The sequence below is a fragment of the Nesterenkonia sp. Act20 genome (genome assembly GCF_019173455.1).
GTDB lineage: Bacteria > Actinomycetota > Actinomycetes > Actinomycetales > Micrococcaceae > Nesterenkonia.
On sequence record NZ_JADPQH010000002.1, the window covers coordinates 786,837 to 809,157 of the forward strand.

Genomic DNA, 22,321 nt, shown 5'->3' on the forward strand with positions numbered 1-22,321 from the left:
CGTGCGTTCACCCCTGCTCGGGAAGCCGTGCCGCCGCATCGCGGGGTTCGGCCCGTCTCTCACAGGGTTCAACACCTGTCCTGCTCTGCCTGTACAGGCTCAATATAGACGCTGTGGCGGGGGAACAGAAAAAGCCGCAGGGCGCGATCCCTGGTGGGATCGCGCCCTGCGGCCGAGGTTTGTTCAGTGCTGAAGCGTCAGTTGGCGCTCAGGTACATGGTGTTGGACCAGTACGGGGAGTTCAGGGAGTACTGGACCGTGCCCACGCGGGGGTTGTTCGCACCGATGAGCTGACCGTTGCCCACGTAGATGGCGGCGTGGCTGCCACCGTTCTGGATCACGATGTCGCCCGGTGAAGGGGACGAGACCTGGCGCATGGAGCTCATCATGGCGTAGGTGCTGCGGGGTACGGAGACGCCGGCCTGGGCGTAGGCCCAGTTGATGAAGCCGGAGCAGTCCCAACCGCTGGTGCTGCTGCCGCCATAGGAGTAGGGGTTGCCGAGGCCTGCATATGCGGCGCCGACGACCGATCCGTTGCCGCCGCTGGAGGCTGGTGCTGCGGTCTGGGCCGGCTCGGAGGAGGCGACCTGGGTGTTGCCCGTGGCCGCCTGGCCGGTGTCGGCCTGCTGGGCCTGCTGGGCCTGCTGCTGTGGGGCCTGCTGAGTCTGTGCCTGCTCTGCGGGAGCTTCCTGCTCGACCTGCGGGGAGGCGGGAACCACAGCGGCAGTCTCTTCGACGACTGGCTCCGGTTCCGGCTCGGGCTCCGGCGCGGGAGTGGAGGTGACCACCGGGCGGTCGAAGGAGAGCTCGACCTCACGGGAGGCCGTCACGGCAACCGATGAGGTGTTGCTGGCGCGCTCCACGCTGAGACCGGAGGCTGCCACCTCGAGGGTGGTGACCTCGGGGGTCTCCACGGTGGTGGATGCATTGGCGGCGACTCCGGAGGTGATCACCAGGCCCGAAGCTGCCACGGCAACCGCGGCGCCTCGTCCCACGGTGCCGGCGTTGGATGCCACAGCCTGAGCCAGTGAAGGCTTGGCCTGGCGGCGCCGGTCACGGCGTGAGACGAAAGTCATGTTGTCAGTCACTTCTTGGAAACCTCTCCCTGTAAGTTGCGGGACTGCCTTCGTGAAGTGCGAGCCGGGAAGCTCGCCATCTTCAGGTCTAGATTGACCGCGATGTCCCGCACCCTGCCTAGCGGTAGTTTTTTCGAACGGCCCCGGTCAGCGGCAGGAGGAGATCTGACTGGAGGAGCTTGCGGCATCGGACAGCAGCCGCAGGCACGAGTACGACGGTATAACAGATCGATAAAATTGTCACGCTCAGGTCACGGTCAGTGGAAAAAGGCCTGCCGTTGAGGTTCCCGTGTGACCCCGTGAGCACCCGCCGATCTCCCGGAATCACGCTAAACCAGCTGATCAGAGCTGCTTCGAACAATTCACCGCGGATCTCGGGAAAGATCACGGCGGCCCGATATCTTTGTGATCTTCTTCGCTATTGACCGTGACATCCCCGCAATCAGGGCTCATTCAGCGCACCCAGCCGGCGAGGTGCTCAGCTGGCGAGGGACTCAGCCACGAAGATGTGCTGGGCGACCTCCAGCGGAAGCTCCACCTCGAAGGGCGCTTCCGCATCGGGTGCCACCTCGAGCATCACGTGGGCCTGGTTCAGCCCTCGCAGTCGCAGAGCCCCGCCCGGGCGCAGGCCCGCGTCGAGAAGCTGCTCGAGCACTTCAGGCTCCATCTGGATGGATTCAGCGAGACGCTTCACCTGCCACTGGGCCCCCGAGGTTCCGCCGGGGTCGGCTTCGGCCGCCTGTCGCAGCGTGATCCTCGTGGGAGCAGACTGGGCCGTCGGGGGCACCACACCGAGCTCCTCCAGACCGGGGATCGGGTTGCCGTAGGGCGATTCGACCGGGGACTGCAGAATCTCGACGAGTCGACGCTCCACCCGCTCACTCATCACGTGTTCCCAGCGGCAGGCCTCTTCATGGATGTAGGGCCATTCCAGGCCGATGACATCGGAGAGCAGCCGTTCAGCCAGCCGGTGCTTGCGCATCACCTGCACGGCAAGCCCCCGTCCCGAGTCCGTCAGCTGGAGTCGTCGGTCGCTGGTGAGCACGAGCAGACCGTCTCGTTCCATGCGTGCAACGGTCTGGGACACCGTGGGCCCTGAATGCTCGAGGCGCTCTGCAATCCTGGCTCGCAGCGGGACGATCTCCTCCTCCTCGAGATCGAGGATGGTGCGCAGATACATCTCGGTGGTGTCGATCAGATCGGTCACGTATGACTCTCTCTCCTGCGCCGCGCCTTGGTAACCTGAGCCCGGCGCTGTTCGTCCTGGTGGAAGCAGCTGCTGTACAGCATAGATCGGCACCTGAGCGCTCCGGCAATGGTGCTGAACCGGTTGTGCCCGCCCGACCAACGAAGCCCCGGGCCTCCCGTCCGATCGACACCAGCAACCCAGCCCTATAGAGGAGTCTCCATGTCTGAGCAGCACATCACCATCCCCCGCGACATGCTGCCCCAGGACGGCCGCTTCGGCGCCGGACCCTCGAAAGTACGACCAGCTCAGATCGAGGCTCTCTCCGCGGCGGGGATGAATCTGCTGGGGACCTCTCACCGACAGGCCCCTGTGAAGAACCTGGTCGCAGAGGTCCGTGAGGGACTGCATCAGTTCTTCGGCGCTCCGGAAGGGTACGAACTGATCCTCGGCGTCGGCGGCTCCACCGCATTCTGGGACATCGCCTCGTTCGGCCTGGTCCAGCGGAAGGCTCAGCATCTCGCCTTCGGCGAGTTCGGCTCCAAGTTCGCCCAGGCGACCGACAAGGCACCCTTCCTCGAGCGTTCCAGCATCCTCAGCGCGGAACCGGGAACGCTGCCGAGCCCGGCAGCCGAAGCTGGTGTGGACGCCTACGCGTGGCCGCACAACGAGACCTCCACCGGCGTGGCCGCGCCGGTGAGGCGAGTTCCAGGAGCTGACGAGGGTGCACTGGTGCTGATCGATGGCACCTCGGCCGCCGGTGGACTCGCCGTGGACGTCACCGAGACCGACGCCTATTACTTCGGCCCGCAGAAGAACTTCGCCTCCGACGGCGGCCTGTGGCTGGCGATGATGTCCCCGGCCGCCATCGAACGGGCGGAGCAGCTCGAGGCCGAGCGCTGGGTGCCGGATTTCCTGCAGCTGACCACCGCGATCGAGAACTCCCGGAAGAACCAGACTTACAACACTCCTGCACTGGCCACGCTGATCACGCTCAATGAGCAGGTCCGCTGGCTCAATGGCAACGGCGGCATGGACTTCGCTGCGGCGCGCACGGCGGATTCTGCGGGACGGGTGTATGCCTGGGCGGAGGCCCATGAGCTGGCCCAGCCCTTCGTCGCCGACCCGGCCGAACGCTCGAACGTGATCACCACGGTGGACTTCGCCGAAGAGATCGACGCCGCCGATCTCGCCAAGACACTCCGATCCAACGGCATCGTCGATGTCGAGCCCTACCGGAAGCTTGGCCGCAATCAGCTGCGGATCGCCACCTTCACCTCCATCGACCCGGAGGACATCACGCGGCTGCTCACCTGCATCGACCACGTGCTGGCTCGCTGAGCCGAGGTCTAGCGGGACGGGGGGCGGGTCGAACCGGCCGATACGACCGACTGCTGGATCGACCCGGTCGAGACGACCGGAGGCTCAGTCCTCGCCGGACTCCGCCTGCTCCACCCGATGAGCTTCCTTCTCCTCGTCGTTCATGCGCTCGAGCCAGGGCACCCACTCCGGTGCGATGAGAGCGTCTTCACCGGGGAGCAGCCCCAGCTCGCAGACGGTGACCGTCTTGGAGCGCGGAGCGCGCGCCACGGTGACGAACCACTCCCAGCCGCGGTAGCCGGGCTTGTCTGCGGCGAAACGGTGAGTGAGCAGGCGATCGGCCTCGGCGCTGACGCTCAGGTGCGCGCCGATCTGCGAAACGTCGGTGATCTCAGCGAGCGCCGCGCGGGCGAAGTCGACAGCTTCCGCCAGGGTCGGATCGGCCTTGGGCTTCGCGGGCCGACGTGGCCGTGCAGCAGGCGCGGCGGTGACGGGCTCGGTGGTGGAGGGCTCGGCGGCGTTGGACTCGGTGGTGGTGGGCTCGGCGGCGTTGGACTCGGTGGTGGTGGGCTCAGTCATCATCAGGCATCAAACTCGTCGGCCACACGGCGCAGCATGGCGGCGATCTTCTTGGACTGGGCCGTCTGCGGGTAGTGGCCGTTGCGCAGCTGGCCGGTGGAGTTGTCCAGCACGTTCACCAGGTCCTGAACAAGCTCCGCCATCTCCTCGGCGGGCTTGCGCGAGGCCCGGGCCACCGAGGGCGCCTCTTCGAGGAGACGAACAGACAGCGCCTGCTTTCCGCGACGGCCATCGGCGATGCCGTACTCCATGCGCGCACCGGCCTTGACGCTGGGAACTCCCGCGGGCAGGGCGGAGGAGTGCAGGAACACTTCCTGACCGTCATCTGACGTCAGGAAGCCGAAGCCCTTCTCGGCGTCGAACCACTTCACTTTCCCGGTTGGCACGGTGCTCTTACCTCATGAATCGTTGGAGATGGGTACTGATGATCAAGGCCTCCAGAGTACCGCCGTCGGCGCCCGAGCCAGAACCCGCGCGCTAGAATCGACCCATGTCCACTTCCACCAGCGCCTCCCTGAGCGGTGAGAGCCCGCGCGCCGCCTCCCGCGCGTCAGCTGCGCTGCTGTGGTCCGGCACGGTGGTGGCCGGCCTCTCCGGCCTCGCCCTGGCGGCCATCCTGGTGATGTATTTCCTGCAGACCCAACCTCATCCCGCGGTCTACGCCGTCGGCCTCTGGGGGCTGCCGCTCGGCTTCGTGCTGATGCTGGCGCACCTGATGCTCTCGGCAGGGCGCCGTCGCCGCGGCCTCGGCTGAAGTGACGCTGCTGAACCTGGAATCCCTGCTTGATCGCCTCTCCCGCTGGGACGAGGACCAACTCGCACGCCTGCTCTCAGTCCGCCCGGATCTGCTGCACCAGGCTCCCGGGGACCTCACCGTGCTGGCGATCCGGATGAGTTCCGAGACCTCCATCCGTGCACACCTGCAGCGACTCGACGCCCCCGCGCTGCGCCTGCTCAGCACGCTGACCCGCGACGCCGCTGCGCAGACCCCGACGCCGGCCTCCGAGGTGGACCCCGAGACCGCCGCCTCGTTGGAGACGGCCGGTCTGATCTTCGCCGCAGAAGAACCCTCGACGACTCCGTCCACCTGGGAGACCCCGGCGCGGATGCCGCACATTCTGGACTCGCTTCAGGCCCAACTTCCGCAGCTTCCCGCCCTGCTCCAGCTGGATCCCCCGGTGCAGGGAACCGACACTGTTTCGGCGGCGATGGTCGAGAACGCCTCGCTCTCGGTGATCTCGGACCTCTTGGACGACGTCGCAGAGCTGCTCGGCCTGCTCGACCACTCCCCCGCGGCCACCCTGCGCACGGGAGGAGTGGGGATGCGGGAGCTGCGCCGCATCGTGGCGCAGTCCACCCGGTGGGGGGCCGCCCCCGGCGCCCGCGGCGGTGCCTTCGAGCCGGGCCTGGGTGCCTCGGTCGGATCGGACGCGAGCGTGGGCGAGATCGGCTGGCTGCTGGAGCTGACGGCCAGCTGCGGGCTGATTGAGCTCAACGACTCCCAGGCGTGGGCGCCGGGCAGACTCGCTGAGCAATGGAGCACTGCGGCCCGCGAACACCAGCATCAGCTGCTGGTCTCCGGGTGGCTGATCGCTCCGCGAGCGCCGATGCTGCTGCGCGGCCCCCATCCCACCAGCAGGATCGCGCCGACGCTGGCCCTGGACCGTCAGCGCGGGGACGCCGAGGCGCTGCGCCGGGTGCTGCTGCAGACCGCGCGTGACCTCATTCCTGATGCCGCCGCTCCGCGAAGGCAGCTCTATGTCCTGAACCTGCCTGAGGATGACCTCCCCGGCGCCGATGCCCTCCGCGGGACCCTGCTTCAGCGCCTTGGCTGGGACCGGCCGCTGCTCCGGGCACGGGTCGGACATCTGCTGCCGTGGCTGGTGCGCGAGGCGGAGCGGCTCGGGCTCTTCGCAGTGGGCACGCTGAGCACCACCGGCCTGGCGCTGCTCGACTCCGGGTCATCTGCCGAGGCTTCGGAAGGTGCAGCCTCGGGCACGCCCTGGGCGGCGGGCCTGGCACATCTCGCACTGCAGCTGGGCCGCTCGCTCCCCTCCCAGGTGGACACCATCCTGGTGCAGTCTGACCTGACCGCCATCGCCACGGGCTCACTTTCGGCGCCGAGTGCGACGGCGTTGAGCGACTTCGCCCAGCGTGAGGGTCACGGAGCCGTGCCCACCTTCCGCTTCAGCACGGAATCGCTGCACCGCGGACTTGCCCGCGGCTGGAGCGCGGCATCCATGCTCTCCTGGTTGCAGACGCACAGCCTGACCCCCCTGCCGAGCTCGCTGAGCACGCAGATCACCGATGCTGCGCGCAGCTGGCGCGGCGTGCAGATCGCCCCGGCCGGTGCCTGGCTGAGGGTGACCGACGCCGAGCAGCGCGATGCCCTGATGCAGCACCCGGAACTGAGCGGACTCGGTCTCCACGTTCTCGGCGAGGATGTGCTGGTCTGCGAGGTCGGTCCCGCCGCGCTCGAACAGGCGCTGACCATGGCCGGGTTCAACAGTGCCCGCACCGCGAACTCGGCACCGACGCAGAGCAGAGACTCCGGGGCGCCGATGCTCGGCTCCTCCCCTGAACACACGGCCTCCTGGACCCTGGAGGCCTCCCCCTGGGAGCACTCCAGGGTCACCAGCCCGCATCAGCGCGCCCCCGACGCCGAGGAGGTTGCCGCCGCGGCGGCCGCGCTTCGCCGTGCGGGGCTGGCCGCGCCGTCGTCGGACTCTTCGGTGGCCTCAGATGTGATCGGCACGCTGCGCTCAGCGCTCGCCGGCCGGCGCTCCGTGACGCTGACCCGCGTGTCCCCGCAGGGCAGCACCCACCACGTGACGGGAGTGCCCACCGGCATGAACGCCGGAAGGGTCCGCATTCGGGTGCGTGAGGATGAGGGCGAGGCCGTCGTGATGCTGCACCGCATCGCCGCCGTGGAAGAGTCAGACGTGCATCACCGCCACGAAGGAGACAGATGACTGATGGACCGCTGATCGTCCAGTCGGACAAGACCGTCCTGCTGGAGGTCGATCACCCGCAGGCCGACGCGGCCCGCCGTGCCGTGGCCGCCTTCGCGGACCTGGAGCGCGCGCCGGAGCACATCCATACCTACCGCATCACCCCGCTGGGGCTCTGGAATGCGAGGGCCGCCGGGTTCGACGCCGAGTATGTGGTCGACACCCTGCTGAACCACTCACGCTTCCCCGTCCCGCATTCGCTGCTGGTGGACATCGCCGAGACGATGAGCCGCTACGGGCGGCTGCGCCTGGAGAAGGACCCGGTCCATGGCCTGGTGCTGCGCAGCCAGGAGGAGGGGATCCTCAGCGAGGTGCTCCACGCCAAGACGCTGACCTCGCTGCTCGGACCCCAGATCGACGACACCACCGTCGCCGTGCACGGCCAGGCCCGCGGGGAGCTCAAGCAGCAGCTGCTGCGGCTGGGCTGGCCGGCGGAGGATCTCGCCGGGTTCGTGGACGGCACCGCACACCCGATCGAACTGCGCCAGGACGGCTGGGCGCTGCGCGGGTATCAGCAGGAGGCCGTGGACAACTTCTGGCAGGCCGGCTCCGGAGTGGTGGTGCTGCCCTGCGGGGCGGGGAAGACCCTGGTCGGTGCTGCGGCCATGGCGACCTCCGGAACCATCACGCTGATCCTGGTCAACTCCACGGTCTCGGCCCGGCAGTGGAAGGCAGAGCTGATCAAGCGCACCTCGCTGACCGAGGAGGAGATCGGCGAGTACTCCGGGGCACGCAAGGAGGTCCGTCCGGTCACCATCGCGACCTACCAGGTGCTGGCCTCGCGCAAGAACGAGCTCTTCACGCACCTGGAGCTGCTCAACGGGCATGACTGGGGGCTGATCATCTACGACGAGGTCCATCTCCTGCCCGCCCCGATCTTCCGGATGACCGCCGATCTGCAGGCCCGCCGCCGGCTGGGACTGACAGCCACGCTGATCCGCGAGGACGGGCGCGAACGCGAGGTCTTCTCGCTGATCGGGCCCAAGCGCTATGACACGCCCTGGAAGCAGATGGAGGCGCAGGGATGGATCGCGCCGGCGACCTGCATCGAGGTCCGCACCGACCTTCCGCGTGGGCTGCGCATGGACTACGCCGCGGCTCCGGACAAGGAGCGCCACCGCATCGCCGCCGGCGCCGAGGTCAAGGACGACGTCGTGGCGCGATTGGTGAACAGGCACCGCTATCTCGGCGAGCAGGTGCTGGTGATCGGTCAGTTCGTCGAGCAGCTCGAGCGCCTCGGCGAACAGCTGGGGCCCCGGTGCTGACCGGCTCAGCCTCGGTCGCCGCGCGGCAGAAGCAGTTCGATGCCTTCCGCGCGGGAGAGCTTGAAGTGCTGGTGGTCTCCAAGATCGCCAACTTCTCCATCGACCTGCCCCAGGCCTCGGTCGCGATCCAGGTCTCCGGGACCTTCGGCTCCCGGCAGGAGGAGGCTCAACGACTGGGCCGCCTGCTGCGGCCCGGCGAGACTGCCGAGGGAGAAGATCCCAAGCGCGCGCACTTTTACTCCGTGGTCACCCGGGACACCGTGGACATGGAGTACGCCGCGCGGCGGCAGCGGTTCCTCTCCGAGCAGGGCTACGGCTACTCGATCCTGGACGCGGAAGACATCGTCTGACGCAGCGCCTGTATCGGGGGCGTCGGCGCATCCGCGGCAGCGGCGCATGGGCGGCAGCGGTTGAGATCAGACGGACACCACGCTGCAGACAGGATATGTCCAGCAATCTCCCAGAAACAAGAGGGAAACTGGCCCAGTGACTGATAAGACTCCTGAAGCCAAGCTGCTCGTCGTCGATGACGAGCCCAACATCCGCGAACTGCTCGCCACCTCGCTGCGCTTCGCCGGTTTCGAGGTCGCTGCGGCCGGAAATGGCCGCGAGGCGCTGGAGACCGCGGAGACGTTCCAGCCTGATCTGGCGGTGCTCGACGTGATGCTGCCCGATATGGACGGCTTCACCGTCACCCGTCGGCTGCGCGCCGCGGGCAAGCACTTCCCGGTGCTCTTCCTCACCGCACGCGATGACACCGACGACAAGATCACCGGACTGACCGTGGGTGGCGACGACTATGTCACCAAGCCGTTCTCCCTGGATGAAGTCGTGGCCCGCATCCGCGCAGTGCTGCGCCGCACCGCCCCGTTCGAGGACGAGGACGCCGTCATCGTGGTGGACAATCTCGAGCTCGACGACGACGCCCATGAGGTCCGTCGCGGCGGCGAGATGGTGGAGCTCTCCCCCACCGAGTTCAAGCTCCTGCGCTACCTGATGATGAACCCCAACCGGGTGCTCTCCAAGCAGCAGATCCTGGATCACGTCTGGGAGTACAACTTCAACGGAGACGCCTCCATCGTGGAGTCCTATATCTCCTACCTGCGGCGCAAGATCGAATCGGGCTCCGAGGGCGCCCCGATGATCCAGACCAAGCGCGGCGTGGGCTACGTGCTGCAGACCTGGGAGCGTCGCCAGCGATCGCAGGGGCTGTAGGTCCGCTGCGGGCTTCTTCCCGCCACGCCTGAACTTCCCAGCGGCACGTAAGGTCGTCGTATGCGTCCGATCCATTCCCTGACCCAGACCTGGCGCAGGGCCTCGCTGCGCACGCAGCTGGTGCTGATCATGTCCGGGCTGCTGGTGCTCACCCTCTTCGTGACCACCTTCGTCTCCGCCTCGCTGTTCCGCCAGGAGCTTCTGCGCAACCTCGACGAGGACATCACGGCCAATGCGAACAGCGTGTCGATGTATCTGACCCGGCGCAGCGCTCCGGAGATCGGAGACAGCCAGTCCATCTTCCGCTTCTACGGAATCCTGATGAACTCCGAGGGAGAGCTGCTCCAGGCCAACTCGACTCACGCAGCCACCTACGGCGGGGACATCCCCGAGATCCCGAACATGACCTTCGAGGAGGTCGTCGAGTTCTGGCAGGCCGGGGAGCATCTCGACGTCGCCGGCACGGAGCCGGGCTCCCGCGGCTGGCGGGTGCACGTCATACCGCTGGAGAACGGGGAGGACTCGCTCGCCGTCGGCCTGCCGCTGGAGCCGGTGGAGACTTCGGTGGAGCGGGCGACCTTCCTGGTCGCCACCATCGGCCTGCTGGCCACCCTCGGCGCATCCACCATTGCCTACGCCCTGGTCACCCGGGCCTTCCGGTCACTGTTCCACGTGGAGAAGACTGCTGCTGTCATCGCCGGAGGGGACTTCTCCCAGCGGGTGGAGACCACCGCTCCCCCCGAGACGGAGATCGGGCGGCTCTCCCGCTCGCTGAACGTGATGCTCGAACACATCGAGGCCGCCTTCCAGGCCAAGAGCGCCTCGGAGGAGAACATGCGGCGCTTCATCCAGGATGCCTCACACGAGCTGCGCACCCCGCTGGTGACCATCCGTGGATTCTCCGAGCTGTATCGACAGGGCGGAGTCAGCGACAACCCGGAGGCGGTCGGCATGGCCATGGGCCGGATCGAGTCCGAGGCCAAGCGCATGGGCCAGCTGGTCGAAGACATGCTCACACTCGCTCGCCTCGATGAACAACGCCCCATGCAGCAGGCGCCGCTGGATCTGAACCTGATCGCTCACGACGCGATCATGGACCTGGCGGTCAACGCCCCGGATCGCACCACCCGGGTCATCGGGCTCGCCGATGACACTCCGGCACCGGCCCTCGGAGACGAGGGTCGGATCCGCCAGATCGTCACCAACCTGGTCACCAACGCCATGCGCTACACCCCTGAGGGGACTCCGCTGGAGCTCGCCGTGGGCACGCAGACCCGCGAGGACGGCGCCACCGAAGCGGTCCTGGAGGTCCGCGATCACGGCGAAGGGATTGCCGAGGAGGACGCGGCGAAGATCTTTGATCGCTTCTTCCGGGCCGACAATTCCCGTCAGCGGGAGACCGGAGGCACCGGGCTGGGCCTGGCCATCTGCGCCGCCATCGCCGCGCAGCATAACGGCACGGTGCGCCACAGCACCACGCAGGGCGGCGGCGCAACCATGACGCTGCGGCTGCCGATGGTCGCCCCCGATGATCAGAGCGACCACGAGACAGACATCGACGACGAGGAGCTTGACCAGCTCCGTGCCGCAGCCCGGGAGCACCACGCCTCCGAGTGAGGCCGCGGCATCCAGCTCTTCCCCAGGCCACACCCTTCCCGGCACCTCGCCGCACTTCTCCACACTCGAACCCGTCGGCGGCCCGCCGATGACCCAGGCTGGCTAGTCTCCGCATCAGGGCTGGGCAGCAGGCCCCGCCTGAACCGCCGACCAGCGCCGGGCGCGCCCGGCCGGGCAAGGAGAGAGATATGGCGATCCTTCAGATCGACACCGCGGAGCTGCTGGCGAAGAGTCAGACCGTGGAGGCCACGCTGAGCCGGATCCAGACAGATGTCAGCTCGATGGAATCCCAGCTGCGCCAGCTGCAGGATTCATGGAAGGGCTCAGCGTCCATGGCCTTCCAGGACGTGCTGACCCAGTGGCGCTCCACGCAGGCCCAGGTGGAGCAGTCACTGGCCAGTGTGCGGCAGGCGATGACCGCGGCGTCGACTCAGTATGAGGAGACGGAATCGGCGAACACCGCCATGTTCGGTCGCTGAGCCGGGCACAGCAGAAGACCCCGCCGCAGACTGAGTCTGCGACGGGGTCTTCAACGGGGCTGGCCCGGGGCGAGGTGATCAGATGATCACATCATGCCGCCCATGCCACCCATGGGATCCATGCCTTCGGCGCCTGCGCCGGCGGAGTGCTTCTCCGGCTTGTTGGCGACGACTGCCTCGGTGGTGAGGAACAGCGAAGCGATGGAGGCGGCGTTCTGCAGCGCAGAGCGGGTCACCTTCACCGGATCGTTGACCCCGGCTTCGAGCAGGTTCTCGTAGACGCCGGTGGCGGCGTTGAGACCATGACCATCGGGCAGACCGCGAACCTTCTCGGCGACGACGCCGGCTTCCATGCCGGCGTTGATGGCGATCTGCTTCAGCGGTGCTTCCACCGCGAACTTCACGATGTTGGCACCCGTGGCCTCATCGCCGGTGAGCTCCAGCGAGGCGAAGGCGCGCGCACCGGCCTGGATCAGCGCCACGCCGCCGCCGGCGACGATGCCCTCATCCACAGCTGCCTTGGCGTTGCGCACTGCATCTTCGATGCGGTGCTTGCGCTCCTTGAGCTCGACCTCGGTGGCGGCGCCGGCCTTGATGACGGCCACGCCGCCGGCCAGCTTCGCCAGGCGCTCCTGCAGCTTCTCACGGTCGTAGTCCGAGTCGGTGTTCTCGATCTCGGCCTTGATCTGGGCCACGCGTCCGGCGATCTCGTCGGCGTCGCCCGCACCTTCGACGATGGTGGTCTCGTCCTTGGTGACGACGACCTTGCGGGCAGTGCCCAGCAGCTCCAGCGTGGTGTTCTCCAGCTTCAGGCCGACCTCTTCGGCGATGACCTGACCACCGGTGAGGATGGCGATGTCGGCCAGCATGGCCTTGCGGCGGTCACCGAAGCCCGGTGCCTTCACGGCCACGGACTTGAAGGTGCCCTTGAGCTTGTTGACCACCAGTGCGGCGAGGGCTTCACCCTCGAGATCCTCAGCGATGACCAGCAGCGGCTTGCCGGACTGCATGACCTGCTCAAGAACGCCGATGACGTCCTTGACCGAGGAGATCTTGGAGTTGGCGATCAGGATGTAGGGGTCCTCCAGGACCGCTTCCTGACGTTCGGCGTCGGTGACGAAGTAGCCCGAGAGGTAGCCCTTGTCGAAGCGCATGCCCTCGGTGAGCTCAAGCTCAAGACCGAAGGTGTTGGACTCCTCGACGGTGATGACACCTTCCTTGCCGACCTTGTCCAGCGCCTGAGCGATCAGCGCGCCGATCTGCGGATCAGCGGCAGAGATCGATGCGGTGGCAGCGATCTGCTCCGTGGTCTCGATCTCCTTGGCGGACTTGAACAGCTCGGCGGTGACGGACTCGACGGCCTTGTCGATGCCGCGCTTGAGCGCCATCGGATCAGCGCCTGCGGCGACATTGCGCAGACCCTCTTTGACCAGGGCCTGGGCGAGGACGGTGGCGGTGGTGGTGCCATCGCCTGCGACGTCGTCGGTCTTCTTGGCGACCTCCTTGACCAGCTCGGCGCCGATCTTCTCGTAGGGGTCGTCCAGCTCGATCTCCTTGGCGATGGAGACGCCGTCGTTGGTGATCGTGGGGGCTCCCCAGGACTTCTCCAGCACGACGTTGCGGCCGCGGGGACCCAAGGTGACCTTGACGGCATCGGCGAGGACGTTCAGTCCGCGCTCGAGGCCGCGGCGGGCCTCTTCATCGAATGCAATAGTCTTTGCCATAGTGGCGCGTGTCCTTCCTGGACTCGGCTTGTCTCAAGCCGTGGTGTGTGACTGTCAGACGTGTTCGCGTCTGCTGGGTCGAACCATTCCAGGTGCCCGCGACGGACGGCCGTTCCCGCGTCACCGGGAACATCTGTGTGGCCTCACCTGCTCAGGTTCCTCTAGCAGTCTCGACACGAGAGTGCTAGTCAATTTTTAGCACTCTCCCCTGGTGAGTGCAAACCCCTCAGCCCACGGCGCAGACGGTACGCTGGGGTGGTGATTGAGCAAACAGATTCCGGCGCTGCCGCTCCGTACGACGTTCGCCCGATCAGCGTGGAGGAGCACACGCGCTTCCTGGCTGATCAGGCCCTGTCGTCCTTCCTGCAGAATCCGCGATGGCCTGAGGTGAAGCGGGAGTGGGAGTCACAGAGCCTCGGCGTCTTCGACCCGTCGGCCCCCGCCGATGCGTCGCCGGTGGCCGCCACTCTGGTGCTCTTCCGTCGTCTTCCGATCCCGGCCGCCGTGCCGGTGCTGGGCGGCAAGGGACTCGCTTATATGGCCGAGGGTCCGGTGATGGAGTCCGGCACCGCCGACCTGCACCGCATCCTTCCGCCGCTGATCGATCACCTGAAGTCCTCCGGGGCGTTCCTGATCCGCGTGGGGCTGCCCGGAGTGCTGCGCCGCTGGGAGGCGAAGGAGGTCCGACGGGCGCTCGCCGCCGGGGAGAACACCAGCATCGCGGAGCTCACACCCCTGGACACCGGGGTGCCCGGATCGGTGGCCGCCGGATCCAGCACGGTGGGATCCACCCAGACCGAGACCTGGCAGCAGCAGCTCCGCGAGCTCGGCTTCCAGCCACCCGCTCCGAGCACCGACTTCGAGGCCGGGCAGCCCCAGTACCAGGCCCGCATCCCGCTGACCGACGAGCAGGGAGAGCCCCTGTCGATCGATGAGGTCCTGGCACGGATGGATCAGTCCTCGCGTCGACAGACCAAGAAGTCCACCCGCTCCGAGCTGAGCATCAGCGTGGGCGACGAGTCAGACCTCCCCGCCTGGCAGAAGCTCTACACCGAAACCGCTGAGCGGGACGGCTTCACCGGCCGGCCGCTCTCCTACTTCCAGAACATGCACCGGGAGCTCAACGCCTCCCCCCTGAGCCAGTGCACGCTCTACCTCGCGCACTTCGAGGATCAGCTCCTCGCCGCCGCCATCTACGTGCGGCAGGGTAAGTTCGCCTGGTACGTCTATGGCGCCTCCTCCGGGGAAGAGCGCAAGCGCTATGCCCCGCGGGCGCTGCAGCTGCGCCAGATCGAGGACTCCCTGGAGGCCGGCTGCCAGTGGTATGACCTGGGCGGGCTCAGCCCCTCGCTGGACCCCGAGTACCCGTTGGCGGGACTGACCCGCTTCAAGACCACGATGGGCGCAGATGTGGTCCAGACGCTCGGCGAGTGGGACTACCCGGTCAACCCGCTGCTGGCGAAGGCCTTCTCCGTCTATATGGCCCGGCGCTGAGCGGCTGCATGGAGCGGCCCTGAGCCGCGGGACGCTCCTTCTGCTCCCGAGGCGCAGCGTTTCTCATGAGGCTGGGCGTTCCTCTGAGGCGGAGCGCTCCTCCTCGAGCACGCGGCGACCGATGCTGAACGCCGTGTTCGCGGCGGGCACTGAGCAGTAGATCGCAGACTGGAGGAAGACCTCTTTGATCTCCTCCTCAGACAGTCCATTGCGCAGCGCGGCGCGGATGTGCATCTCCAGCTCTTCCCAGTAGCCTCCGGCGATGAGCGCCGTGAGCGTGATCGCCGAGCGGGTGGTGCGGTTCAGACCTGGTCGGGTCCAGATGCTGCCCCAGGCGTAGTTCGTGATGAGCTCCTGGAAGTCCTCGGTGAACGCGTCCTTCTTCGCCTCCGCCCGGTCCACATGGGCGTCCGAGAGCACTTCGCGGCGCACCTTCATGCCCTTGTCATAGGTCGATTCAGTCATGCAGGAACTCCTTGAGCAGGCTGGCGGTGGCTTCGGGGGCTTCGGCGGGGGCCTGGTGCGCCACGCCGTCGAGCACGGCGGTGGTGGCCAGGCCGGCGCCGGCGATGTCCTGGACCGCGGACGGCGGAGCCACCGGATCCTCGGCCCCGCTGATCACCAGCAGCGGGCGGGCGATCCCGTCCAACTCAGCCGTGAGGTCATAGCGTCCGAGTGCGCGGCAGGCCTGGGCGTAGGAATGCCGGTCCGTATGCTGCAGCGAGTTCAGCAGCGAAGTGACCATAGCGGGATTCTTCGCCATGAACCCCGGCGCGAACCACCGCTGCGCCGAGCCCTCGACCATCGTGGGGGTGCCCGCACGGCTGACCAGCTCCGCCCGCTCGGCCCACATCTGGGGATCACCGATCTTCGCCGCGGTGCACAGCGCCACCAGTCGAGTGAACCTCGTGCTGGGTCGCAGGGACAGCATCAGGCTCACGGTGCCGGCGATGGAGACCCCGGCCGCGTAGACCGGGAGGTGCTCCGGCAGGCCGTGAGTGGCGTGGAGATCGGCCACGAGCGACTCGACCGCGTCAGCGATGTCGGAGATCTCGAACCGCTCGGTGAACGGCGCCGCGTCTCCGTGTCCGGGCAGGTCCCAGCCGATCACGGTGAATCGCTCCTCGAGGTGCGGCAGGGTCGAGCCCCAGAGGACCGAGACACTGGTGCCCAGGGATGGACCGAGCACGAGCACGGGACGGCTGCCGGTGCGCAGATCCTCCGGCGAACCGGTGAGCAGCTGCGGGGTGAGAGTGAGGACTGGTTCAGACATGGTCGGCGGCTCCTTCTGCTGGCGCGTGGGTCTCGGCTGCGCCGGAGACCTCGCGAAAATCTGCGACGGCGGTGGCGATGAACTCGTGGGCACGGCCAAGATACCCCGTGGGGTCCAGCAGCTGGTCCAGCCCGTCGGTGCTCAGTTCGTGAGCCTGAAGCTGCTTTTGGAGCAGGCTGCGCAGGGGCAGACCGTCGACGGCGCTGCGCTTGAGCAGCTGCTGAAGGGCCTCTTTTCCGCCGGGGAAGGTGCCGCTCAGCCGTGCGAGCACACGCTCGCTGAGGACCGCGTCGCCGCTGAGGGCAAGGTTCCTCCGCATAGACTCGGGGCGCACCTGGAGTCCCTCGAACAGTTCGGCCGCCCGGGCCGACGCGCCGCCGGTGAGTCGCACGAGTTCGGTGAGGCTGGGCCACTCGGCGTGCCAGCCGCCGGCCGGCCGCTCGTCCTCGGCAGCCGTGGCTGCGGCGTACACCGTGCTCAGCTGACCGGGGCCCGCGAGCGCCGCCGAACGGATCAGGGTGGAGAGCACCGGGTTCTGCTTCTGCGGCATGGCTGAGGATCCGCCACGACCAGCCGCCTGGGGTTCGCGCACTTCGGCGATCTCGGGCCGCTGCAGGGTCAACACGTCCCCTGCCGCCTTGCCCAGCTGCGCCAACACTCCGGCCAGGGCGGAGCAGATCTCCAGGATGGCCTGGCGCTGGGTATGCCAAGGCCGGCGCATGGGCGCCAGACCCAGGCGGGCGGCCAGGGCCGCAGTCATCGCACTGGTCTTTTCGTCGCCGAACGCGTCCTGCAGGGAGGCCTGGGTGCCGGCGGCGCCGCCCCACTGCAGCGGCAGCCGCTCAGCTGCACTCTCCAGACGCTGCAGGGAGAGAGTCAGTCCGTCGAGCCATCCCGCGGCGCGCAGCCCGAAGCTGGTGGGGAGGGCATGCTGGGTGAGTGAGCGCGCCACACACAGCGTCTCGCGGTGCTCCTGGCTGAGCCTGCTCAGCGCGTCTCCGGCGCGGCGCAGATCCCTGCCGACGCCCCGGACGGCCTCATGGACCAGGAGCATGAGTGCCGTGTCCAGGATGTCCTGGCTGGTGGCGCCGCGGTGCAGCGCAGCATCGGAGTCGCCCCGCTGCTTCAGCAGGGCGCGGACGGCGGCAAGCATCGGGATCACCGGGTTGCCCCCGCCGGGACTGGATGCGGCGATCTCCTGTGTGCTCAGGCCGGCGCGCGCCGGAGCGTCGCTGATTCGCTGGATGGCCGCCGCGCTGGCGGGCTCGGCTTCACCGGCCTCGACCAGGATCTGCGCCCAGGCGGCCTCCACACGCAGCATCGCCTTCAGGACAGCGTCCTCGGACATCAGCTGCGCGGTCGAAGTGCCGGCCCATACAGGGGCGAGGAGTCCGAAGGGTCCGGTCATGACTGGGGGCACGCTCCTGTCGGTCAGCCCAGCGGGCCGGTGAATTGCGGGGTGTTGGGATAGGTCAGGAAGACGGTCTCGAGAGCTCCCTGCAGATGGATGTCGAAGCGCAGGCCACCGTCGGAGTCGCGGGTGGCCAGAAGGGTCCCGCGGCGCTCTTCAGGCACGGAGCTCAGCAGTCGGTCCTGGTCCCCCGCCTCGACGGGTTCGGGGAGGTAGGCGCGGGTGAACAGCCGATCCATGAGCCCGCGGGCGAAGACCGTCAGCAGGAAGTACGGGGCGACGCCCGCTCCTGTGCTGCCGGGCTCCACTGTGGTGAAGGAGTAATGACCGTTGGGATCCACCGCCGCCCGGCCCCACCCGGTGAAGGTGTAGCCATCACGGTGCAGCGAACCGTGCTCCTGGGAGATGGCCCCATGCTGGTCGGCCTGCCAGAGCTCCACGACGGCATCCGGGACGGGCACGCCGTCGCCGTCGTACACGGTGCCGTGGAGTCGCACGGCATCCGGATGCGTGCGGTCCACCAGGTCTTCACCGCCGGCGAAGGCCAGCCCGAAGGCGAAGAAGGGGCCCACGGTCTGGCCCGGGGTTGGGGTCAGTTTCATGCTCAATGCTCCTCTTCCTCTTCGGCCCAGGTGCGGTTGCTCCCGGAGAGCACGATGTCCCAACGGTAGCCGGTGTTCCATTCATGTTGGGAGACCGAGTGGTCGTAGGTGGCGACCAGGCGATCCCGGGCGGCCTGGTCGGTGATGGATTGGTAGATCGGGTCCAGATCGAAGATCGGGTCCCCGGGGAAGTACATCTGGGTCACGATGCGCTGGGTGAAGTCGGTGCCGAAGAGTGAGAAGTGGATATGCGCCGAGCGCCACGCGTTGTGGTGGTTCTTCCACGGATACGGCGCGGGTTTGATCGTGGTGAAGCTGTACTCTCCGTTGGGCCCGGTGAGGGCGCGCCCCGCCCCGGTGAAGTTCGGGTCCAGCGGCGCGGGGTGCTGGTCGCGCTTATGTATATATCGTCCGGCGGCGTTGGCCTGCCAGACCTCCACGAGCTGGCCGGCCACGGGTCGACCATCGCCGTCAAGGACCCGTCCGGTCACGATGATCCGTTCTCCGATGGGCTCGCCATTGTGCTGGATGGTCAGATCGGCCTCGAGCGGCGAGACGTCGCGGTGACCGAAGGCCGGGCTGTGCAGCTCGATATCCTCCGGGTCGGTGTGATGCAGCGACTTCGTCGGGTGGCGCAGCAGCGAGCTGCGGTAGGGCGGAAAGTTCAGCCGGGCGTTGGTCTCCTCGACCCCTCCGGCGTCGCGCTGAGTCCGGTAGTCCTGGTGGATGGCGGAGATCTCCGCATCGATCTCCGCCTGGGAGGTCACGGCGGCGTCCGGGTTCGTGGTCTTCTCGGCCATGGGACTCTCGCTCCTTGCTGGGTCCGGCAGCACATAGGCGCCGAAGTGTGATCTGATTCTCACCCAGTGTGCGGTCCAGCAATGACCCACGCCACAGCATTGCCATTGAATGGCTCGGTGTCCCGTCGCTCAGCCCTCATCATTCAGTGCTCCATGCCCTCGATCGCGCGGCTGATCCCACGCCCCGCCGTCTGCAGCGCCATCAGGAACTGCGGGATCTCCGGCGAATCACGCGGCACCACCACGGTCAGCGCGGCCATGGCATATCCCTTGGCGTCGAGCACCGGCACCGAGACCCCGGCGGTCTCCTCGTTGATCACGCCGGCCAACAACGCGTGACCGCGGGCCCGCGCCTCGGCAAGTTCTCGACGCAGCTCCGGGCGCGTCTGGGTGATCAGCTCCTGTCGCGCGGCCCACCAGTTCTCCACCACATGCGCGGGCGAATGGGCCAGCAGCACATGCCCCATAGAGGTCAGGTGCGCGGGCATCGTGGTCGCCACCTCGGCGGGGTTGGCCACCGCCCCATGGCGGGAAAGCCGCTCCACGATGAGCACCCCCTGCTCGTCGAGGACCGCCAGCTGGGTGGTCTGGCGCACCACCGCGTTGACATCATGCATGAAGGGAAGCGCGGCGGCGCGCAGCGTGCGATTGATCGGGGCGCTCTGCGCGATCTCCCAGAGTCGCCGACCCAGCACCAGCTCCCCGGAGGCGGAGCTGCCGAGCAGCCCCATGCTCCGCATCTGCCGCACCAGACGGTAACCCGTGGTCTTGGGAAGACCCGCCGCCGCGATGAGCTCACCGGCAGGAAGGCTGGGTCGGGTCTCCAGCACTGCCAGCAGCCGCATCGCACGGTCCAGCACCGCGTCACCACTGGGCGAATTTGCCATGTCGCAAGAGTACGTGGCGGCGCCCCACCTGCGTCGCCCCTGGTCAAGCGTCTGCTCATTCAATGAACAGTGAGGCAGAAGGTTCAGCATCCAATTGTGCCTTGGGTCACCACCGACTAGCGTCCAACGAGTCTTGTGAGCTGAAACACGAGAACTCGCCGGTATGAAGGAGAAACCCATGACCCAGTACAGCCTCCGGGAGACCATCGACTCTCGACCTATGAGCCGATACCAGTGGTTTGTCGTGGCACTTGCAACTGCCCTCATGGGTCTCGACGGCTATGACGTGCAGGCCATGGCCTTCACCGCCAACCCCGTCAGCGAAGCACTCGAGCTCTCCGGGACCCAGCTGGGTCTGCTGCTCAGCGGCGGGCTCATCGGCATGGCGATCGGGGCCATCTGGGTCGGCCCCTTCGCCGACCGCTTCGGCCGCCGCCGCATGCTCATGATCGCTATGATCATCAACGCCGCCGGACTCTTCCTCTCTGCGACAGCGTCATCCATGCCGGAACTCATGATCTGGCGGGTCATCACCGGACTCGGCGTGGGCGGCATCCTCACCTCGGGCACGGTTCTGGTCTCGGAGTACTCCAACGCCAAGCACCGCGGCCTCTGCATGAGCATCTACGCGGCCGGCTACCCCGTGGGCGCAACCCTGGGCGGTCTCGCCGCCATTCCCCTGATCGGCACTCTTGGCTGGCAGTCGGTCTTTGTGCTTGGTGGCCTGGTCACCGTCGTGGCAGTGGTGTTCGTCGGCCTCAAGATGCCTGAATCACTGGATTTCCTGGCAGCGCGCTCAGTGAGCACGCAGGCCTCGGACGACGGTGCCGAGCAGCGCCGCGCCGAGGTGATCGCCTCCCGCATGGGCATCAGCGGGCCGGTGACGCTGGAGAACTACGACGAGGATTCGAGAACCACGGCCGGTGCCTCTAGAAACTCCTACGCCCAGTTGCTGAGCCCGGAGAACCGACGCAGCACACTGTTGCTGTGGGCCATGTTCTTCATCGTGATGTTCGGCTTCTACTTCGCCAACACGTGGACCCCGCAGCTGCTCACCGAGGTCGGGTTCTCCACCGAAGAGGGCATCTTCGGCGGCATCATGCTCATGATCGGGGGCACCATCGGCGCTGTCCTCTACGGCGTGTTCGCCTCTCGCTGGGACGTGCGACGCGTTCAGGCGGTGTTCGCCGTCGCTTCTGGTGTCATGTTCATCGTCTTCATCAGCTCCACCTCGTGGCTGCCGGCCGCGCTGGTCGCCGGCGTGCTGCTGGGATTGATCATCAATGGCTGCATCTCCGGCATCTACACGATCGCGCCCATGACATATACGCCTCGGCTCCGCTCCACCGGTGTAGGTGTGGCGCTGGGCGTGGGACGCACCGGAGCCATCCTCGCCCCGATCGCCGTGGGAGCCCTGTTGGACCTGGGAGCCACGCCGGGAATCCTCTACATCGGTGCAGGTGTGATCGTTGCGCTTGCCGCCGTCGTGGTCCTGCCGATCACCCTGCACCAGCGCACTGCAAGCGAGGTACGGGCCGAGGTCGCGGCGGGCAAGGATTGAACGAGGGACCCGAGAGCTAGCATGTGATCCATGGCAAACTCCCCCAGCGGCGACTCGGTCCTCGCCCGGCTCGACCGGGTGCTCTCGACGTTCTCCGCCGCGGACAGCCTGCTCAGCGCCGCAGAGATCTCACGACGCTCCGGGCTGCCTCCGGCGACGGCGCATCGCCTGTGCCGGGACATGGTCGAGCTCGGGTGGCTGGAGTCACTGCCGGCGGGTTACATGGTCGGCACACGGCTCTGGGAGATGACGAACCGGTCTGCCCCCACGATGCGTCTTGCCGTTCGGGCCAGGCCCTATCTCTCTGACGTGCATGCGGTGATGGGTCAGCACGTGCAGCTGGGTGTCGTCGAGGGCCACGAGGTGCTGTTCGTGGACCGACTCTCCGCTCGAGAGGCCCCCCGCATCCACGGCGGAGTGGCCGGTCGCCTGCCGCTTCATGTCTCCGCCACCGGAATCGTGCTGCTCGCCCACGCCTCGATGGAGTTTCGGGAGTTCTACCGCACCCATCACGCCGAGAAGAGCCCCGCGGGCACTCAGATGATCGCCGAGGACCGCCTTGAGCAGGTCCGCCAGCAGGGGTACTGCGCCCAGACCGGCGTGATCGAGCCGCAGGTGACCGGGGTGGCGGTCCCGATCCGACAGCGCGGCCGCTCAGTGGTGGCCGCTCTGGGGGTGGTGACCGACGACGACGACGTCGCCCGTCGTCCCGCACCCTGGGTGCAGATGCTGCAGATCGCAGCGCGGGGCATCCAGCGCGAGGTCGGCAGCAACGCCTAAACCCCGTTGCCCTCCGCACCCTCCCTCCTTGGTCTCGCATT

General features: G+C 67.5%; 20 protein-coding genes and 1 pseudogene. 10 read left to right on the plus strand and 11 right to left on the minus strand.

Annotation, left to right across the window (positions count from 1 at the left end; all coding sequences use genetic code 11):
* Nucleotides 1-197: 197 nt before the first annotated feature.
* Both IY716_RS13355 and IY716_RS13360 read right to left on the minus strand, forming a co-directional pair.
* The gene (locus IY716_RS13355) at nucleotides 198-1,076 is read right to left on the minus strand and encodes a C40 family peptidase (protein ID WP_255316774.1); all 879 of its coding nucleotides are present in this window, start codon (nucleotides 1,074-1,076) and stop codon (nucleotides 198-200) included.
* A 478-nt stretch (nucleotides 1,077-1,554) separates the two neighbouring features.
* A complete protein-coding gene (locus IY716_RS13360) occupies nucleotides 1,555-2,283 on the minus strand; it encodes a metal-dependent transcriptional regulator (protein ID WP_218222133.1) in 729 nt (242 codons plus the stop codon).
* Nucleotides 2,284-2,484: 201 nt separating this feature from the next.
* Here IY716_RS13360 and serC point away from each other — a divergent pair, with 201 nt between their 5' ends.
* Nucleotides 2,485-3,603, plus strand: a complete 1,119-nt coding sequence (gene serC, locus IY716_RS13365) for a phosphoserine transaminase (protein ID WP_218222134.1) — start codon at nucleotides 2,485-2,487, stop codon at nucleotides 3,601-3,603.
* Nucleotides 3,604-3,687: 84 nt separating this feature from the next.
* Here the strand turns inward: serC and IY716_RS13370 are convergent, their stop codons facing one another.
* Both IY716_RS13370 and IY716_RS13375 read right to left on the minus strand, forming a co-directional pair.
* A complete protein-coding gene (locus IY716_RS13370; RefSeq protein ID WP_218222135.1) occupies nucleotides 3,688-4,161 on the minus strand; it encodes a DUF3027 domain-containing protein in 474 nt (157 codons plus the stop codon).
* Between the two features lie 2 nt (nucleotides 4,162-4,163).
* Nucleotides 4,164-4,547 (minus strand): cold-shock protein, encoded by a 384-nt coding sequence (locus IY716_RS13375; protein WP_192592159.1) that lies wholly within the window; start codon nucleotides 4,545-4,547, stop codon nucleotides 4,164-4,166.
* A 104-nt stretch (nucleotides 4,548-4,651) separates the two neighbouring features.
* Between IY716_RS13375 and IY716_RS13380 the strand changes: the two genes are divergently transcribed.
* The 6 genes and pseudogenes from IY716_RS13380 to IY716_RS13405 all read left to right on the plus strand — a co-directional run bounded on the left by IY716_RS13380 (nucleotide 4,652) and on the right by IY716_RS13405 (nucleotide 11,748).
* Nucleotides 4,652-4,915, plus strand: a complete 264-nt coding sequence (locus IY716_RS13380; protein ID WP_218222136.1) for a cell division protein CrgA — start codon at nucleotides 4,652-4,654, stop codon at nucleotides 4,913-4,915.
* Nucleotide 4,916: 1 nt separating this feature from the next.
* Nucleotides 4,917-7,133, plus strand: a complete 2,217-nt coding sequence (locus tag IY716_RS13385; RefSeq protein ID WP_218222137.1) for a helicase-associated domain-containing protein — start codon at nucleotides 4,917-4,919, stop codon at nucleotides 7,131-7,133.
* Nucleotides 7,130-8,787, plus strand: a pseudogene (locus IY716_RS13390) (DNA repair helicase XPB). The gene IY716_RS13385 and the pseudogene IY716_RS13390 overlap by 4 nt, the downstream one beginning before the upstream one ends.
* A gap of 136 nt (nucleotides 8,788-8,923) precedes the next feature.
* Nucleotides 8,924-9,652: a response regulator transcription factor gene (locus tag IY716_RS13395; RefSeq protein WP_036473118.1), complete on the plus strand. Its 729-nt coding sequence runs from the start codon at nucleotides 8,924-8,926 to the stop codon at nucleotides 9,650-9,652.
* A gap of 60 nt (nucleotides 9,653-9,712) precedes the next feature.
* Nucleotides 9,713-11,269 carry a HAMP domain-containing sensor histidine kinase gene (locus tag IY716_RS13400; protein WP_218222138.1) on the plus strand — a complete coding sequence of 519 codons (1,557 nt, stop codon included), beginning with the start codon at nucleotides 9,713-9,715 and terminating at the stop codon, nucleotides 11,267-11,269.
* A 188-nt stretch (nucleotides 11,270-11,457) separates the two neighbouring features.
* Nucleotides 11,458-11,748, plus strand: a complete 291-nt coding sequence (locus tag IY716_RS13405) for a WXG100 family type VII secretion target (RefSeq protein WP_218222139.1) — start codon at nucleotides 11,458-11,460, stop codon at nucleotides 11,746-11,748.
* A gap of 86 nt (nucleotides 11,749-11,834) precedes the next feature.
* Here IY716_RS13405 and groL read toward each other — a convergent pair whose 3' ends face one another.
* The gene (groL, locus tag IY716_RS13410; protein ID WP_218222140.1) at nucleotides 11,835-13,472 is read right to left on the minus strand and encodes a chaperonin GroEL; all 1,638 of its coding nucleotides are present in this window, start codon (nucleotides 13,470-13,472) and stop codon (nucleotides 11,835-11,837) included.
* Nucleotides 13,473-13,730: 258 nt separating this feature from the next.
* Between groL and IY716_RS13415 the strand changes: the two genes are divergently transcribed.
* Nucleotides 13,731-14,966, plus strand: coding sequence for a lipid II:glycine glycyltransferase FemX (locus IY716_RS13415; RefSeq protein ID WP_369699722.1), 1,236 nt, complete (start codon nucleotides 13,731-13,733; stop codon nucleotides 14,964-14,966).
* Nucleotides 14,967-15,029: 63 nt separating this feature from the next.
* On the opposite strand, the gene pcaC is transcribed toward IY716_RS13415, so the two are convergent.
* The 6 genes from pcaC to IY716_RS13445 form a co-directional block, all read right to left on the minus strand.
* Nucleotides 15,030-15,431: a 4-carboxymuconolactone decarboxylase gene (gene pcaC, locus IY716_RS13420; protein ID WP_218222142.1), complete on the minus strand. Its 402-nt coding sequence runs from the start codon at nucleotides 15,429-15,431 to the stop codon at nucleotides 15,030-15,032.
* Nucleotides 15,424-16,239, minus strand: a complete 816-nt coding sequence (locus tag IY716_RS13425) for an alpha/beta fold hydrolase (protein ID WP_218222143.1) — start codon at nucleotides 16,237-16,239, stop codon at nucleotides 15,424-15,426. Before IY716_RS13425 ends, pcaC begins: the two co-directional genes overlap by 8 nt.
* Nucleotides 16,232-17,647 (minus strand): lyase family protein, encoded by a 1,416-nt coding sequence (locus IY716_RS13430; RefSeq protein ID WP_218222144.1) that lies wholly within the window; start codon nucleotides 17,645-17,647, stop codon nucleotides 16,232-16,234. Before IY716_RS13430 ends, IY716_RS13425 begins: the two co-directional genes overlap by 8 nt.
* A 23-nt stretch (nucleotides 17,648-17,670) precedes the next feature.
* A complete protein-coding gene (pcaG, locus tag IY716_RS13435; protein WP_218222145.1) occupies nucleotides 17,671-18,252 on the minus strand; it encodes a protocatechuate 3,4-dioxygenase subunit alpha in 582 nt (193 codons plus the stop codon).
* Between the two features lie 2 nt (nucleotides 18,253-18,254).
* On the minus strand, nucleotides 18,255-19,052 hold the full coding sequence (gene pcaH, locus IY716_RS13440; RefSeq protein ID WP_218222146.1) for a protocatechuate 3,4-dioxygenase subunit beta: 798 nt from the start codon (nucleotides 19,050-19,052) through the stop codon (nucleotides 18,255-18,257).
* 143 nt (nucleotides 19,053-19,195) lie between these two features.
* Nucleotides 19,196-19,939 (minus strand): IclR family transcriptional regulator, encoded by a 744-nt coding sequence (locus IY716_RS13445; protein WP_255316775.1) that lies wholly within the window; start codon nucleotides 19,937-19,939, stop codon nucleotides 19,196-19,198.
* 178 nt (nucleotides 19,940-20,117) lie between these two features.
* Here IY716_RS13445 and IY716_RS13450 point away from each other — a divergent pair, with 178 nt between their 5' ends.
* Both IY716_RS13450 and IY716_RS13455 read left to right on the plus strand, forming a co-directional pair.
* On the plus strand, nucleotides 20,118-21,500 hold the full coding sequence (locus tag IY716_RS13450; RefSeq protein ID WP_218222147.1) for an MFS transporter: 1,383 nt from the start codon (nucleotides 20,118-20,120) through the stop codon (nucleotides 21,498-21,500).
* Nucleotides 21,501-21,530: 30 nt separating this feature from the next.
* Complete coding sequence (locus IY716_RS13455) at nucleotides 21,531-22,280, plus strand: IclR family transcriptional regulator (protein ID WP_218222148.1); 750 nt, start codon at nucleotides 21,531-21,533, stop codon at nucleotides 22,278-22,280.
* Nucleotides 22,281-22,321: the final 41 nt, after the last annotated feature.